Source organism: Vibrio gazogenes (assembly GCF_023920225.1).
In the GTDB taxonomy this organism is placed as follows: domain Bacteria; phylum Pseudomonadota; class Gammaproteobacteria; order Enterobacterales; family Vibrionaceae; genus Vibrio; species Vibrio gazogenes.
Map to the genome: position 1 here is coordinate 1,156,750 of NZ_CP092587.1, position 16,592 is coordinate 1,173,341.

Annotated in this window: 16 protein-coding genes; 1 reads left to right on the plus strand and 15 read right to left on the minus strand. The window is 48.2% G+C overall.

Features of this window, described 5'->3' with window-relative positions:
- Positions 1-3: 3 nt before the first annotated feature.
- From MKS89_RS05320 to MKS89_RS05335, 4 genes are all read right to left on the minus strand, one after another.
- Complete coding sequence (locus tag MKS89_RS05320; protein ID WP_072962573.1) at positions 4-912, minus strand: carbohydrate ABC transporter permease; 909 nt, start codon at positions 910-912, stop codon at positions 4-6.
- Positions 913-922: 10 nt separating this feature from the next.
- Positions 923-1,807, minus strand: coding sequence for a carbohydrate ABC transporter permease (locus MKS89_RS05325; protein ID WP_072962576.1), 885 nt, complete (start codon positions 1,805-1,807; stop codon positions 923-925).
- A gap of 102 nt (positions 1,808-1,909) precedes the next feature.
- Positions 1,910-2,794, minus strand: coding sequence for a LysR substrate-binding domain-containing protein (locus MKS89_RS05330; RefSeq protein ID WP_072962579.1), 885 nt, complete (start codon positions 2,792-2,794; stop codon positions 1,910-1,912).
- Positions 2,795-2,868: 74 nt separating this feature from the next.
- Positions 2,869-3,204: a DMT family transporter gene (locus MKS89_RS05335; protein ID WP_072962582.1), complete on the minus strand. Its 336-nt coding sequence runs from the start codon at positions 3,202-3,204 to the stop codon at positions 2,869-2,871.
- A gap of 573 nt (positions 3,205-3,777) precedes the next feature.
- Here MKS89_RS05335 and MKS89_RS05340 point away from each other — a divergent pair.
- Entirely contained in the window at positions 3,778-5,037 is a 1,260-nt protein-coding gene (locus MKS89_RS05340) for a DEAD/DEAH box helicase (RefSeq protein WP_072962584.1), read from the plus strand.
- A gap of 110 nt (positions 5,038-5,147) precedes the next feature.
- Here the strand turns inward: MKS89_RS05340 and MKS89_RS05345 are convergent, their stop codons facing one another.
- The 11 genes from MKS89_RS05345 to mdcA all read right to left on the minus strand — a co-directional run bounded on the left by MKS89_RS05345 (position 5,148) and on the right by mdcA (position 16,543).
- The gene (locus MKS89_RS05345; protein WP_072962586.1) at positions 5,148-5,561 is read right to left on the minus strand and encodes a VF530 family protein; all 414 of its coding nucleotides are present in this window, start codon (positions 5,559-5,561) and stop codon (positions 5,148-5,150) included.
- A 254-nt stretch (positions 5,562-5,815) separates the two neighbouring features.
- A complete protein-coding gene (locus tag MKS89_RS05350; RefSeq protein WP_072962589.1) occupies positions 5,816-6,778 on the minus strand; it encodes a transposase in 963 nt (320 codons plus the stop codon).
- A gap of 314 nt (positions 6,779-7,092) precedes the next feature.
- A complete protein-coding gene (locus MKS89_RS05355; RefSeq protein ID WP_077316261.1) occupies positions 7,093-7,986 on the minus strand; it encodes an alpha/beta hydrolase family protein in 894 nt (297 codons plus the stop codon).
- A gap of 483 nt (positions 7,987-8,469) precedes the next feature.
- Positions 8,470-9,426, minus strand: coding sequence for a LysR substrate-binding domain-containing protein (locus MKS89_RS05360; RefSeq protein ID WP_072961807.1), 957 nt, complete (start codon positions 9,424-9,426; stop codon positions 8,470-8,472).
- Between the two features lie 27 nt (positions 9,427-9,453).
- A complete protein-coding gene (locus MKS89_RS05365; RefSeq protein WP_072961805.1) occupies positions 9,454-10,377 on the minus strand; it encodes an ACP S-malonyltransferase in 924 nt (307 codons plus the stop codon).
- Positions 10,378-10,388: 11 nt separating this feature from the next.
- Positions 10,389-11,021, minus strand: a complete 633-nt coding sequence (locus MKS89_RS05370) for a malonate decarboxylase holo-ACP synthase (RefSeq protein ID WP_077316263.1) — start codon at positions 11,019-11,021, stop codon at positions 10,389-10,391.
- Between the two features lie 6 nt (positions 11,022-11,027).
- Positions 11,028-11,981 (minus strand): AEC family transporter, encoded by a 954-nt coding sequence (locus MKS89_RS05375; RefSeq protein WP_072961827.1) that lies wholly within the window; start codon positions 11,979-11,981, stop codon positions 11,028-11,030.
- Between the two features lie 76 nt (positions 11,982-12,057).
- A complete protein-coding gene (gene mdcE, locus MKS89_RS05380) occupies positions 12,058-12,855 on the minus strand; it encodes a biotin-independent malonate decarboxylase subunit gamma (RefSeq protein ID WP_072961799.1) in 798 nt (265 codons plus the stop codon).
- A complete protein-coding gene (locus tag MKS89_RS05385; RefSeq protein WP_072961796.1) occupies positions 12,848-14,002 on the minus strand; it encodes a biotin-independent malonate decarboxylase subunit beta in 1,155 nt (384 codons plus the stop codon). The genes mdcE and MKS89_RS05385 overlap by 8 nt, the downstream gene beginning before the upstream one ends.
- A 16-nt stretch (positions 14,003-14,018) precedes the next feature.
- A complete protein-coding gene (locus MKS89_RS05390) occupies positions 14,019-14,888 on the minus strand; it encodes a triphosphoribosyl-dephospho-CoA synthase (protein WP_205409120.1) in 870 nt (289 codons plus the stop codon).
- The gene (mdcA, locus tag MKS89_RS05395; RefSeq protein ID WP_021018904.1) at positions 14,888-16,543 is read right to left on the minus strand and encodes a malonate decarboxylase subunit alpha; all 1,656 of its coding nucleotides are present in this window, start codon (positions 16,541-16,543) and stop codon (positions 14,888-14,890) included. The genes MKS89_RS05390 and mdcA overlap by 1 nt, the downstream gene beginning before the upstream one ends.
- Positions 16,544-16,592 lie beyond the last annotated feature (49 nt).

Genomic DNA, 16,592 nt, shown 5'->3' on the forward strand with positions numbered 1-16,592 from the left:
TGTTTACTCTTTTACGCCATTATCGGCGATACCTGAAAGAATCGTCTTTTGGCAGATGATGAATAGAATCGATAAAGGCAGTACTGCGATGGTGCTCGCCGCCATAATTTGCGACCAGTTCAAGCCGTAGTTACCTTCTGCGATAAAGTAGTGGCGAATACCCGTAGCGATCAGGTTCAACTCTGGCGTTGTGATCACAAGGCTCGGCCACATGTAACTGTTGTAGTTAGTGATAAAGGTGATTAAAAACAGGGTAGCTACCGCTGCTTTGCATTGCGGTAGCAGGATTGCCCATAGAATTTTTAGCTCGCCAGCACCGTCGATACGCGCTGCTTCTATCAATGATGGATGAATCTTGATAAACACTTGGCGCAGATAGAACACACCAAAAATTGATGCTGCATTCGACACAATCAATCCCATGTGAGAATCAAGCAGATCAAGCTTTGCTAGCGTGATGTACGAAGGAATGTAGGTCACCGCACCCGGCAGCATGTAACATCCCATAACCACAAAGTAGATCACTGTTTTTGAGCGAAATTTCAGTTGAGTCAGCGCGTATGCAAACATCGCTGAGTTGATGATCACCAATAGCGTTGTGAACAGCGCTACGGTAAAGCTATTGAAAATGTATAAGCCAAATGGTGCGCTTTGGAATGTTTCGATAAACGTCTGCCAGTGGAATTTTTCTGGGATCAGGTTGAGTGGGCTAGCAAATATCTCATCATTGCTTTTTAGTGAGCCTGACAGCATCCATAAAAATGGGAAGACCATGATGGTGCCACAAGTGATTAAAAACAGATGTTTTAGCCATGCCAGCAGTGATGAGCGAGCAATGCGAGTGGTTTCAGATTGAGCATGCGTTGCTGCTGTCTTCGAACGTGGGTTCGCGTCCATAACTTGAGTTGTCATCGGTGAATCCTTAGTAATAAACCCAGCGTTTGCCGATGTAGGTGTTAGCCAATGCCAACAAACCTGTGATGATAAAAATAACCAGTGATGTTGCAGCGGCCGGTCCCATTTCGTAGCGCTCGAAGGCTTGTTGATAGAACAAGTAGAGTAGTGTTCGAGTCTCACCACCAGGACCGCCCTGAGTCAGTATCTGGAACTGATCGAACGCCTGAACCGCAGTAATGATGTTGACTACCACAAGGAAAAACGTGGTGGGTGAAACCAGTGGCAATGTAATTTTGATAAAGCGAGTCAGGCTGCTGCAGCCATCAATCAGTGATGCTTCATAAAGGGATGATGGGATTTTGTTAAGCGCGCTGATGTAAAACAGCATTGTCCAGCCAATGGCTTGCCAAATGGTTACAATGATCACGGCGATCATGGCGGTATCTCCATTCTCCAACCATGCAATACGATTAAATCCCGCCGACATTAATAGTTGGTTTGCCAAGCCTGCCTTTGACTCAAATACCCAAGACCAAACAATTGAAACTGCAACCGTCGGTGTGATCCAAGGTGAGAAGATCACCGCACGATAAAACTGGCTTCCGGTAAAGTTTTTGTGCAACAACAGCGCGAAGATTAAGCCAAGAATGACGGTTGGAATCACCACGCCAAGCGAGAACCAAAAGGTGTTCAATAAGGCTTGGGTAAACTCGAAATCTTCAATCATGTATTGGTAGTTTTCGAATCCGATAAAGTTATAATCGGGGGAGATGTAATCCCAATCGGTAAAACTGATGTAGATGGAATAACCAAAAGGCAGTAGCCAAAACATGACTAGCGGTACCAGCAAAGGCGCAGTAAAAAGAAGCACCTTAAATCGGTTGGTCATCTGTTGTGAAAGGTCTGACATAACGTTCTCTTTGTTCTGTGCATTGGTTCAATTTAAGCGGGTAATGTGACAAATCTGTGCGGCTGTTCTTTATATTTTTTATGGTGAGTCATAAGAAAATCTTTACTCAGACTCACCATGCTCAATTTGGTGATGAAGCCAGTCACAGAAGAAGTTCACTTTGGCGTTTCGGCTGTGTTTGGTAATCAGATAGTGGCCAGATTCTGATGGCATCGAAGCCTCGACAGCCAAAACAAGGTCTTGGTTTTTAAGCTGTTCAGCGACGGCGAGTGAGCGAACAAGTAATACGCCAATGCCTTGCTTTGCTGCTTCGAGAGCATGTAGAGAGCTGCTGATTTCTAACTGGATTTGGGGAAGGTGAGCATCGAACTGGTTGTGGCTAAGCCACTGCATCAGACTCTCTTGATAACCTTTCACTTGAACAGCCGGCAGTTCGGAGAACTCACATTGTGCTAACTGTTCGCGGTATTGTTGTTTAAACGCTGGGCTACACACCAATTGCCAATGTTCTTGGAATAATCGTTCGCAGTTTGTGTCTTCACTTTCGACCTTGCCGTTGGTTATCTCTATATCGACGTTTTCACAAGGGTTGGTAGATGGCCAGTCAACAAGCTGAATGTCTAAACGAATAAATGGGTAATTCTGATAAAAGCTAGACAGGCGAGGTAGCAACCAGTTATGACAAAAAGTGTGATTGACTATAAGACTTAAAACTTCGCTCTCTTTCTCACCAAATAAGATTTGAGTTTGCAGTTTCAGATGAGCTAATGAGCCTGACACGATGGGCTGATAACGCTGCGCAGCGGATGTGAGCTTCACCCCACGCTGTCCGCGATCAAACAAGGTGGTGCCGAGGAAGGTTTCTAAACTTTTGAGTTGCTGACTGACGGCAGCTTGAGTCACACATAGCTCGCGAGCGGCAGCGCCAATCGAGCCCAAACGTGCCACTGCCTCAAAAGCCACTAGTGCACGTAATGGAGGAAGCATGGGGTTTACCTAGTTGCAATAAAAGAAGAAATTACTTCAACTAGGTTTCAGTTTTTAGAAGGGGATGTTGCAGATTAATGATTAACGGAAGAGGAGAACAAATTTATGATCACAGTCCCAATTAGAATCAAGCTGATGCCAGCAATCGCGTAGATATCCAATTTCTGTCCGTAAACAAGCCATGAAATAGATGCCACCAACACCACGCCTACACCACACCAAATCGCATACGCCACGCCGAGTGACATGCTTTGTACTGCAATCGAAAGTAAATAAAACGCCAAGCCATAGCCAACCAAAATTATTAAGGTCGGGATAGGCGCTGTAAATTGATTGGTCTTTGGCAGATAGGAAGTCGCAAACACTTCAAACACAATCGCCAGTGATAGAGTGATAAAAGGGGAAAGCATGATTGCCTCGCACGTAATAAAACCGTCATTTTACCTGAATTGAATGACATCAATATTATGGCATCGGGAAGAATTGCTATGGAGAGCAATAAGTTATTCTGATGGTCAGTGTTGATGTGGGATAGTGCTGGATATCCACTTAGAGGCATATTTAAACTAGGCTGTATTGGTATGAAATTAGTTAGCCCATCTCTTGATTACACGAGCAGTTTGTCGCGTTTTATGAAGATGTTCGGCTCCACACAAATTGGATAGTATATTAAGACCGTTTGCCATATCTGAGTTAATTCGTGAATTGCTAAATTAGTAAAGCCACTGGTAAACTTCTGTCCACTTTCGAGTCAGCGAGATCTGCGCTGGCTCAGTTATGCCCTAAAATGAGTTGCGATTGACATCATAGTGAATAGGAGTGTTGTGGTTTTAGAATACATTAACTAATGTCAGGCAAAAGGAAGGACTGGCCCCTACCGTCGTCTTCCCACTAACATTCTGTTGAGTTCATTATAGCTAACGTCTTCGCGGCAAATAGCATAAGATACACGGCCTTTACCCAGCACTGAGCTACTCATCGTAATGACAGATAACACACAGCAAGTGACATTTGCCGATCTTGGTTTGATTCCAACCTTAGTCGAGCGACTAGAGTTCTTGGAATATAGTCAGCCGACTCCAATTCAATCTCATACCATTCCTCACGTACTTGAAGGACGAGATATTGTTGGTGGTGCCAATACCGGTTCTGGTAAAACCGCCGCTTTTGCGTTGCCAATTCTGCAAAAGATCTACCAGCAAGATACATCACCTAATCGTCGTGGTAACTTCGTGTCTCATCTGATTTTGGTTCCAACTCGTGAGTTGGCATCACAGGTTGCTTACAACATTAAATCCTACTCGTACCACCTTAGAGATAAAATCAAAACGGTTGTGGTATTTGGTGGCGTATCGGTGAACTCTCAAATGCAGGCTCTTCGTGGTGGTAGTGACGTTATTGTTGCAACTCCGGGCCGCCTACTGGACTTAGTATCTAGTAACGCCATCAAGTTGGACCAAGTAAAAACACTCGTCCTCGATGAAGCCGACCGTATGTTAAGTCTCGGATTTAGCGAAGAACTCAATAAAATTCTTGCACTGCTACCCGAGAGGAAGCAGACACTGCTGTTTTCTGCCACCTTCCCTGAAAAAGTCACGAGCTTGGCTAAGGACTTGCTGCACGATCCCGTTGAAGTCCAATTACAGAGTGCGGAAGCCAGTACATTGGTACAGCGTGTGTTTAGTGTCAATAAAGGTCAGAAGACCGCAGTACTTGCGCACCTAATCAAACAGCACCAGTGGCGACAGACTTTGATTTTTGTTAATGCTAAGAATGCCTGTAACCACCTAGCTCAAAAACTGTCAAAACGCGGCATTATTGCGGAGGTTTTCCATGGTGATAAGGGGCAAGGCGCGCGTACTCGCGTGCTTGAAGGGTTTAAGTCTGGTGAGATTCAAGTACTTATTGCTACCGATATCGCGGCTCGTGGTCTTGATATAGAAAAACTACCAGTGGTTATTAACTTTGACCTTCCACGTAGCCCTGCTGACTATATGCATCGAATCGGGCGTAGTGGTCGTGCGGGCGAAGTCGGCCTTGGGTTATCGCTTATTGATTACGATGATTATCACCACTTTAAAGTGATAGAGAAGAAAAATAAGTTCAAGCTTGAGCGTGAGCAGGTTGAGGGCTTTGAAGTGGAAGACGATCAAAGCGAAGCCTACTTTTTACCGATGACAGCACGAGCAAAACCTGCTGGTACAGGTAAAAAGAAGAAAAAACGCAATCAGGAGAATTCGTAAACCAGCCATTGGTCTGCTGGAGCGTATAGCTAGTAGGGAGAGCACTAACCCAGCAATAGAGTTTCACTTGATACGTCAAGCTGAGTTCTATTGCATGTCAAGGTGTCGGTTTATCGGCGCGTCTGGCGCCCACGAGATGAGCGTTTCTTAAATGATGATGCTGCTTTAGCCTGTGAATTCAGAATTGACTCAACAGTGAGCGGCATCGGCTCTTTCGGTTCAAGACCATGAGGGAAAGTACGAGCTCTCGGTGACAAATCATATTCTTCTGCACTCGCTCGTGGCATGCGCTTAAAGCGATATAGGTAAAAGTTCTCCAGCTTTTCTCTCGCCCAGTCGGTTTTCTTTAAATACTTAACGCTACTCGAAATTGAGGGCTTGGTGTTAAAGCAATTAAAGCGCATTGCGGTATCTAGAATGTCCCAGCCATAAAAATCCACCAACTCTTGCAACATAGTTTCTAGCTTTAGCCCGTGCAGTGGGTTATTGCGTTGCAGTTCGATTCTTTCTTCGTCAGTCATCATTTTAGGATCCTCACTCATTAAAGGGCGGAGTTTAGCAAAGTATGCAGTGGGGATACAGGACACACACCTAAATCAATTAATAAGTGTGTTGGGTTCTTCAGTATCATTTAAGGGCTTTAAATGGATTTTTAATCGGTTTATCAAACAGATAATCAGAGAAAGGGCAGGGGAATAATCTGTGGGGCACAGGTTTTGGAGTATAGTAAAAAACCCAAGGACAAGGGCAGAGACGAAGGCTGAACGTTTTGTGTCGATTAAGAAATATGAAGGCCTATCATACGTTTGCGTTTGAGATGATGTTTAGCGAAGTTCAGGCGTTCTGATGAACCAATCCAGAGTCGCGGCTTCTTTTCCAACGCAGTGCAAAGGGCCAGACATTCCTGCTGAGGTAGAGATAGCCGTGTTAAAATGTTTGGCAATTGAGGTGAAATATAGCCTTGTTTATCTGCTCTGATTTGTCGTCCGATCCAGTCGACTAATTCAATATAATCTGTTAGTCGGAAAGGAATTACGTGCCTTTTCTCCTGATGTCCATATCCCATAAAATCAGCCAATTCAGGGACTTTTATTTTTCCTTGTTCGAGTGCAGTCAGCCGTTTTTTTAGTGCTGTATGCTCCGACTGTTCCGGTGTTTCAGCGACACCGGCCCGAACAGGGTTGAGGTCAACATAAGCCATCGCTGCCAGTAACGCTTTGTCATCAAGTAAAGCCTGAGATTTGAATCGACCTTCCCAGAATCGCCCGGTGCATTGGTCTTCTTGGTTAGCGAGCAGGGCAATGTCGTAGTTGATTTCTTTCATGAACCAGCTGAGCGAATAGAGTCGCTGGCGCCAAGTCTCAATGATTTGATCACACGCTTTGTACTCTGCTTTAGAGACCAAGTGACCGGACACAAAACGTTGAATTAGCGATGGCATCTGATGAGCGGTACACCATCGTTCAATGACTTCGTGTGGCGAAAGAGACTGGGCTGTTTGTTTATCAATAAAGGCGACCAGATGATAGTGATTACTCATCACCGCATAGGCACAGATCCGGATGCAATAAATAGAAGACAGTGACAGAATCCTAGATTCAACCCATTCACGGCGATGTTCATACGATTGACCGTTATAGTTGTCGTATCCACATAGAAATGAGCGACGGACACAACGAGAAACGCAGTGATAATACGGTGTCACTTCAGGACAGATGAGTTGTGAACGGGCAGTTGTCATGGGTTGATTTTAGGTGATGAGAGATGAGGCAATCGTGAAGGAAGGTGTGAACAAAAAGAAGCTCTGAACCGAACTATTTCGAGTGAATGCAAATTTATATTTGATCGGTTATGCAAAATTTCACTGAAATGGAGAGGGTGATTTGGGTGTGTGTCCCCATGACCCCCACCATCCCCAACAAGTTTAAAGCGTGTGTCCTCGTAAGCAAAAAACAGCAGGCACTAGAATCCGGTTCATTCAGCACATAAAAAAGTCAGAACATACCTGTTCTGACTTTACAAGAATTGCTGATTTACTATGAATTATATGTATCACTAATAGTAACTACAGTTGTCTCGGTATTCACTGACGCGAAGACTGCTATCAAAATTTTGTCCACATAAAAATTGAGTATAGCGTTCATCTTTATCAATAAAGCGCTTCATCCATGCAACACCATTCCGCCCCAAAATATCTTCGCTAGGGTACCCTGTATTGGCACAAAAATGACTGCCTAACGCAATTTCAAAATATGCTTTTGGGGTGGTTCTCGGGATTTGATTATAAAAGCGAGAAGCGTGTACGCTCACTGGTGCCACAGCATCGGCTTGGCATGCAATGATCATCGTTGGTGACGTAATAGTAGAAAAACGATTTAATCCAAGATACCAAGGCGCTTGAGGGATCACCGCATCAATCTTTCTGTCTGTTGCCAGTTTGAGGGAGCCGCCACCGCCCATAGACCAGCCAATGACGCCGACTCGATTTGGGTCCACTAATCCATAAATCGGAGAGGTTCGATCCTTACTTTTATCAATGACATAATCGATTGCGGCACTGAGCTGACCTGCTCGATTATCAGGTTGATCATAAATCGTATTCGTATTGATCGTAATCACAGTAAAGCCCCAAGATGCCAAACGCGGCCCCCACCATTGAATACTACTTTCGTAAGAAACATAACCCGGAACGACCGCAATGATGCCTTGTTGCCCTCCCGATTCCGTCGAGTAATGGATCGTGCCCCCACCAAATCCTCTGGCGAGTCTAGAAACATTGATGGTTTTTACCGAATAAGGTCCTCTACTGGATTCTAACTGATCAACTCGAGGAACTTGGCCTCGTTCAAACCCATTTGAACAGTCCGAACACGGCACCGCAAAACTTGGCAAGGAAAAAAATGCCACGATGATTCCCAATGCTAGCTTACATTTTGTTAAAACATTCATAATCACTCCATTGTGTTTTGAGCCTTAACATCACATTGACACCATCGATAATGCGCTTTGGTGCATATGTGCCCATTATGAACACTAGCGGGGTTGTTCATTTTTTCAACAGTTGAATGCTGAAATGTTCAGTCTATCCGTGTTTTCGGGGTGTCGATTAAGAAATACAAAGAAATTATTTATGTCATTATAAATAAAGCGGGTTAAAGAACTTACTTAATCTATTGATTGGATACCGTTCTTTAAGACAAATTATCGATTGATATTATTGGCTTCTTTTTTTTTGTATATTCAGTTGTTGAATTTTTAAATTCAAAGGGTTTGATGTCGAGATCAGTTCAGTATCAAACCAGTATCATTTGGTTATTTTCCCCGACTTATCGCGTGGAGTGGTCACCTCATCACTATCCTCTCTCAAGTCAAATATCGGCAGCGCCGCATACCCACTGATCGAGCCAACTCCCCCTGCGTTTGAACGCGACTTTATTGCACACCGTCTGCCGGATGCGCTGACTTCTGCCAGCGTAGGCTGTACATCCGACATTCGGCAATTAAGGCCCGAATTGCCGGGTTATGTTCGCTGGCGCGGTTCATTAATAGATAGATACCGTGTGATTCGGCGAGTTCTGGGGCCAGCGGGTAAAACTTTAAGCCAATTTGAGCAGATACTTCGCTCATGCGGGTCGGTAATAGCGCGGCATAAGCCCCGGATTTTAAAGCGAAGCTCAAGCCGAAGATGCTGGAAAACTCGGAGTGAATTTCGACTTTACCATCCAGTTTGGCGAGCACTCTATCGAAAGCTTCCCGTAGGCCAAAACCTTTGGTGAGGGTCATGTAAGACTGACGGCGGAGGTAGTCTGCCTGAATCGGCACCTGCGATGGTTTGGGTTGTTCACTGGTTATGGCGACAGAAAAGCTGATTTGGTCATCGAACAGTTTCATCGCGGTGTAGCTGGTGTTGTGTTCCAGCAGTTGGTCGCCATAAATCATCAGTACATCGAGATCTGAGCGTTTGAGTTTATCAAGCAGCTCGCAGTTCGAGCCGGAATGAAACTCCAGTTGGACATCAGGGCGGCGCTCGCGATAAGCGGTCAACAGATGGGGCACTAAGTCGATGGTGAGTGAATTGACGGAGCCGACGCGTATTTTCTTCGGCGTGATCCCTGCGGCGATCTGGGTGTTTTCGATAGCACGGGAAAGGTCGCTGAGCGTCGTGACACACTGTTGATAGAGGATTTGTGCTGCCTGCAATGGCACAAGGCTGCGGCCACGTTTTTCAAACAGCACACAGCCTAAATCTTCTTCTAATGCATGAATGGCGCGATATACCGAGAGGGTATTGATATCCATCGTTTCCGCTACTTGGTTCATGTTGGTCTGTTCCATGTAGCTGATGAAAATCTCTAACCGTTTAATCGTAGTCGGTACACGTCTATTCATAATGTCTCATTGATGTCGTTGGATTTTCTAACCGTATTGACGCATCAGGGCCACGAGATTATTCAAGTTTTCTGATGCCATCGCTACCGCGATAGTATCCGGCATACTGGCTTTGCACAAGTTGGTCAGTACACTGCCCGGTTTCATCTCAATCGCTAAGGTCACACCGCGCTCTTTGAGCATTGCGACCGTTTCCCACCAGTGCACCTGTCTGGCCATATTATGGGCTAAGTCGTCGCGGATACGGTCGGTCGGGTAGAGCACGCGAGCCGCATTGGCACTCACGTAGGTAATTTTCGGGCGCGCAAGGTCAATACCATCAAAGGCTTGGTTAAATATTTCAGCCTGAGGCGCAAGCAGCTCACAGTGTGACGGCACATTCACTTTGAGCAGTTTTGCGCTGGTGGCCTGTTTGGCTAACGCCAGTTCGCACACAGTGTTGAGCGCCGCGACACTGCCGGAGATGACCACTTGCGATTCGGTGTTGATGTTGGCGATAAACACCGGGTGACCTTGCGCCTGTGCCTGACTCAACAGTGTTTGTAATACCGGTAAACTTAACCCAATCACTGCGGCCATACCGTAACCTTGCGGATAGGCACTTGCCATCAATTCACCGCGGCGTGCCACTAAGTCCAGCCCTTGTTCGAAGGTGAGAATACCGGCGGAGATGGCCGCAGGAAATGCACCAATAGACAGGCCTAAAACATAATCGGGTTCAATCTCAAGGTCGCGCAGAATCTGTGAGTAGGCGTAACTGCACACCGTTAATGCGACTTGCGTATTGCGGTTATTCAGCAGTGCCGTTTCGTTATCCAAACTGAGGATATCCTGAGCCAAATGGTCACTGGCTTGTTGCAAGATTTGCTGACCGAGAGGAAATGCATTGAGCTCGGTAAGCATACCTGCTTTTTGAGTTCCCTGACCGGGATAAGTGAAGAGAGTTGCCATAAAACGTGCCTTCATTCAGAGTCCGTTTGCCAAGGGTTCGCGCTTAAAAACGGCCCTTGGTTACTTTTGATCATTACGCTGCCAGAGGTTTGCAGCCACTCGGATAGTGCAAACGCCCCCAGTGCTGTTTCGATTTGTACATCCGGCCTTTGGGCGAGTGTTGTCAGTTGTTGCGCCAGTTCGCTGGCTCGTTGTTTATCCAATGGCGTTGGCGCCAAAATCCGCAGGTCAATATCGCTTTGCTGATTGGCGGTACGCATACCGGTTGCCAATTCAAAGGCGAGGCTGCCGGTGATGCCCCATGCGAGTGAATAAGAACGGAAGATATCGTCGATGTCTGCGAGTGTTTGCCAATGAGGCAGGGGATGGTTTTGATACTGCGTGTACCAGCCCTGTTGTTCGACTAATTGCTCCGGTGTGAGATGGCGAACAATTGCTTGCGGAGTAACCAAGCTGGCGTGACGTTGTGAACGGCTGAAACCGCGGATACCGACCGCAATGCGGTCGGCTTGGTATGGGGCTCGTCTCACCACGACTGGCCGTGAAATCAGGTCTGTCAGGTGAAACCACGCGGGTGGTTGTTCATCATCAGATAAGTGGTTCACCCAAAGTAGGTCGTGGGGTTGATAGACGAGTTTCATCATCACCTCTTACAGTAAGCAGTACATAAACAGCGGCATCGTGATCGCAAAGAGAATCGTTGACAGCAGTAATGTACCTTCTGAATCTTCGTCCTGAACACCAAAGCCGTTTCCGAACATCACCCCGAAGAAACCTGTTGCCAATGCAATGAGGAACACCGACGCCGCAAGTAAAGCCGCTGGCAGGCCAAAGGCGATGGCAATCCCGTATGCAATGACCGGTTGAATCAAGTTCTTGAGGATGAAGCCAAAGATAACCGCACCATTGATTTTGAGCTGACGTGCTGAAACGATAAGACCGGTGAGGAACAGGGCACCACCGCCTGCGGCAGCGGCCAAAGGTTTTAAAGCGTGGGTCAGCAAGTCGGGCATTGTTGTCCCAAAGCAAGAGAAAATCGTCCCCAAAATCGGCCATAACACAATCGGGTTTTTCAGCGCTTTAATCAGCAAAGGCACAATCAATGCGCTCATCGGTGCATCTTTAAATTCTGCTTTGGTTTCTTTTTCCAAGACCATTAAAGTCAGTGGCGAAAGGAAGATTGAACCGCACGCAATTGCAATCGCAACGTTGAGTGCAATATCACTCCCGGTGGCACCGCTGATGGTTTCACTTAAGATTGGCACACCGAGTGCCGCGTAGTTGGGGAGTGAAATAGTTAGCGCGTAAACCGCTGCCTGAGCCGGTTCTTTATGGAAGACGTTACGGGCAATGTAGTAGGTGAATGCCCACAGGACCCACATCGCCAGCACTAAGATAACAATCAAAGGCAATTTAGCGATAAAGCCGGCGACAGGAGTATGCCAGGTCGCAGTAAAGAGAGCGGTTGGCAGCGCAAAGCGCATGACAAACACGTTCAGGACAGACACATTCTTATTATCCGCGATTTTGCGGTAGCCACAAAAATAACCCAAACCTAACACAACAAAAATGGGGGCAATGGCATTCAAAACAGCATGAAACATAATCATTTACCTATAAGGGCAGCATAACCCTGTTATCCACTCCGGGATGCTTCGGGTTATGCTACGAGGGGGAATATTACCAAGCTTTCGCCATCTGCTGACGAACATCGAGTGAAGCACGACGGTTACCGTCATTCAGGCGTCCGGACAGATCGCGTTTGCTGTCTTGAGCGATATCTGCCAGTGCTTCAGTCAGAACCGTATTGATAGTGTCGATATCTTGAGCCGTCGGTGCTTGTGCGTCCGTTACGGCTACTTTTTTCCAGAGCAGACCCAGTGTGCTGTAGTTCTGGATATCGTAGGCCATGGGTGGAATGGTCGCGGCCAGTTTTTCCAGTTCAGCGATAGAGCGTAGCGTGATACGTGCGGCTGACGCTTTCCCCATGGCGTGTACCATACAGCCTTCGTCATCGAGTGCGATAAGGCGGTTGGCCTGATAGCCGTGTGCAAGGAAGCCACCGGACATCGCTTTACCGACGATAAGACCAATCACCGGGTGCCCGGCGTTACGCGCCGTGGCATAAGCATTGGCTGCCGCTGCGAGCGCTTGGTGGATGCCATATGCTTCTTCACGACGCCCATACGCTTGTGAAGGTACATCAATCACAGCCACGATAGCGGTTTTGTTGTTGCTCTCTTTTTCTTGAGCCACCACTTCGCTGATGGCTTTCGCGAGGTTCCAGCCTTCAAGCAAACCGACTTCGCCTTGACGAGCGCGAGGAAAGGCGTTGTTTTCATCGGTCACAACCGCGATAAAACGGGCTTTTTGGTCACCGAGCGTGCTATCAACCACTTTGACTGATGGGGTAAAACCGTCGGCTGCTGTGCCGTGAGCGGTTAAGGCTTGAAGCCAAGTCAGGCCACGATTACGCATTGGATTCTCCTTTGGCAAAATAGTGACGAACAAGTTCCGGAGTGGCTTGTTCTTGTTTATCCATCGCAGCGAATACAGACAGGAAGTGTTCCACTTGCTCACAACGCGCCGTTTCCGGCAGCGGTTGATTGATGATCTGGGCGACCTCGCGACGAATTTGCTCCGCGTTGTCTGCAACGAAGACATCGGCAAAACCGGTGGCAACCCGTGGTGCTCCCCCGGTAAACGACCAGATGAATGGACGGTTACGAGAGTCGTACTCTTCAATCCCCGCTTCTTGTTCGATAACTTGCGGGCCGTTAAGTCCCAAACGTGCTTCCTGCGTCAAAATCAGTTTGCTACACAAACCGGCTGCGATAGACATGCCGCCGAAACAGCCGACAGTACCTGCAACCACACAGGTGACCGGCACGTATTGACGTAGCGCGATGATGCCAGCGTGAATATCGGCGATCGCTGCCAAGCCAAGGTTGGCTTCTTGCAGACGTACACCACCGGTTTCGAGCAGTAGCACCACCTGCGTTGGGTGACCGGCTTTGGCATCTTCAAGGGCCAGCTCAAGTGCGGCGGCCATTTTCGCACCGGAAATTTCACCGATAGCGCCGCCTTGGAAGGTGCCGTCAATACCAATCACCACACTTGGTTTTCCGTCAATGGTGCCTTTGGCAACCACTGCACCATCATCGGTTTGTGGCACCACACCTTGCGGAACAAGCCAAGGAGAGAATGAGTGGTATTCGTTGCCCAGCACTTCACGGAAGCTGCCATTATCGAGGATGAATTTGGCACGGTCACGTGCGCCCATTTCGATAAAGGAAATATTCCCGAGCGGTGTTGCTGTCGTCGGGGTCGGTTCGCTGTTGAGTTGTTCCAGCGCTTGAATCAGCCGTAGACCAATCACACCCGGCGTGGCACCAAAATCGTTGATGGTTACTGTCATGCCTGCGCTCTGCGCGTCGAATTGACGGTCAAAGACAGCCTGCCAAAGTGGCTGACGGTTATCGACTGAAGTCATTAAATCGATAGTAATTTCGTTGTGCTCATTCGGTTCAAGCAAAATCTCTAAATCGCCAGAACCGACGTTACCTACACGGACCATCTTGTTGATAGATTGTTGTCCCTGATAGGAAAAATGTAGTTGTTCCATAAGTGGAACCTCCCGATTATTTGGATAGTTCTGAGTGTTCAACCCAGTCGACAAACAGCGTGGCAGCCAGTAGGTCAGCGGCGCCGCCGGGTGAAGCATTGAGGGCGATCATGTCGGCATCCAGTTGTTCCAGCAGGGCGTAGCCTTGCGGGTGACTGACGCCGCCAAGCGCCAAAATATCGCGGCTGCGGGTTTGTAAGTGTGTCTGTCCGGCTAAGCCTGCCCGGCTTAACACACAGGTGTCAGTCAGGTGAGCTGTCAGTGCCAGTAAGGCATTCAGGCGCGCTTCTGTTTCTGAATGGCCACGTAGACGACTAAGACGCAAAGTTGGCAGTGCATGGTCAGTTACGGCAGGAAAACCGAGCTGAGCCTGTTGTTTCGCGCCATTCACCTGAAAGTGATTGCTCGCTAACTTTCCTTTGCTAAAGGTGTTCGGCGCATGGCGATCTGCTAGGCTAGCGAGCTGTCCGGCGAGAGCGCATAGTCGCTCCGCCGTTTTGTTTTCTGAGTCCGTGACCATGGCCGCGGTACTCAGTAACCCTAATGCCCAGATAGCGCCGCGATGAGTATTGACCCCTTGGGTTGTCGCCATCATCGCCACTTCAGCGTTACGCCCAATGGCACCAATTTGCTCTCGCAGCCAGACGGATACCGGCTGACCCAGCGCCACTTGTGCCATCTCGGCAAAAAAGGGCGCTAAACAGCTTGCGGAACGCAGCATTAAGTTGACGGTCAGATCGGTGTGTGAGCCCGTATTGCGGTTATCGACCAGCCCCGGTTTTGGCGTCAGAGTGACCTCTGCAATCAAGGCTTGTTTGGCAAGCTCGCCAATGCCGACACACTCGGTTGGGGCGAAACATGCGTTCTGACAACTTTGCATCATCATCACCAGCTACGATATTTGGCAGGTGGCTGATATAAGCCGTCTGACCAAGTCACCAGATCAGCAACGCTTTTCGCTGCCAAGAGTGAACGATTTGCATCGCTGCGTTTGATGCCGAGATCTTCCGGTGTGGCGACTTTACCGGCAGCGCGCAGTGCTTGAACACGCGCTTTGGTCACGCGTTGACCAAATTCAGACACGCCCGCAACGGCGGCAATCATCTCTTTACGCTCTTCAAGATCTTTTGCCATGTAGAGGTAAGCGATGCCTTCTTCCGTCAGCAGGTGAGTGACGTCGTCACCGTAGATCATGATCGGTGCGATCGGCATCCCGGCTTTTTGTGCGACGTCCACGGCATCTAAGCGATCAACGAAGGTCGACTTCGAACCGTCTTGATAAGTTTCAACCGATTGAACCACCAGTTTTTTACCTTTGACGACGTCGCGTTGTTTCTCTTCGTCGGTGATCATGTTGAGCCATGCGTCGGTTGCGTGGCGACGACCACGTGGGTCATGCCCCATGTTTGGTGCACCACCGAAACCGGCCAGACGACCGTGAGTGACGGTTGAGGAGTTACCTTCCGGATCCATTTGCAGGGTCGAGCCGATGAACATATCAGCGGCGTATTGACCCGCCAGTTGACACATCGTCCGGTTGGAACGCATTGACCCATCAGGGCCGGTGAAGAATACGTCAGAACGTGCACGTGCATACTCTTCCATCCCCAGTTCGCCCCCGAAGGAGTGCACGGTTTCTACCCAGCCCGATTCGATGGCCGGGATTAAGGTTGGGTGCGGGTTCAGGGTCCAGTGTTTACAGATTTTACCTTTCAGGCCAAGCTGTTCACCGTAGGTTGGCAGCAGCAGTTCAATCGCTGCGGTGTTAAAACCGATCCCGTGGTTCAGGGTTTGCACCCCGTGTTTGGCGTAGATGCCTTTAATCGCCATCATCGCCATGAGAATGTGCGTGTCTTTAATCAGGCGAGGGTCACGGGTAAACAGCGGTTCAATGTAGAAAGGTTGGTCCGCTTGCACAATGAAATCGACCCAGTCACCCGGAATATCAACACGTTCCAGATCTTCGGTGTTGTCCACGATTTCGTTCACTTGCGCGATCACCAAGCCGTCTTTGAAGGCCGGTGCTTCAACCAATCCGGGGGTATCTTCAGTCGAAGCACCGGTGTAGAGGTTACCTTTGCGGTCGGCTTTATAGCCGGCAACCAATGCCACGTTAGGAATCAGGTCAGCGTAGAGGCGTGCATACAGTTCGATGTAAGTGTGAATGGCACCGATTTCTAAAATGCCGTCTTCGAGCATTTGTGCCACGCGCACACTTTGTGAGCCGGCGAAGGCGAAGTCCAGCTTGCTGGCAATGCCTTTTTCGAAAATATTCATATGTGATGGCAAGCTCACACTTGGCATGATCATATGAAGATGATGAATTTTGTCCGGATTGACCTGCTCAAGAACGCGAGCAAGGAAGTCTGCTTGTTTTTGGTTATTCCCTTCAAGAACGACACGGTCATTCGGCTTAATCAATTGTTCCAGTGCGTCAACCATTTGATCGGTTGGTAGCACTTTCCCATCAGCCAAAGACGCTACCGCAGCGATGCGCGCTAGCTTTTCTGTTCTCTTGGTTGTCCATTGTTTGGTCGACATGAGACACCTTCTCTGTGAGATATGAATACACATTACTGATTGTGCGGTC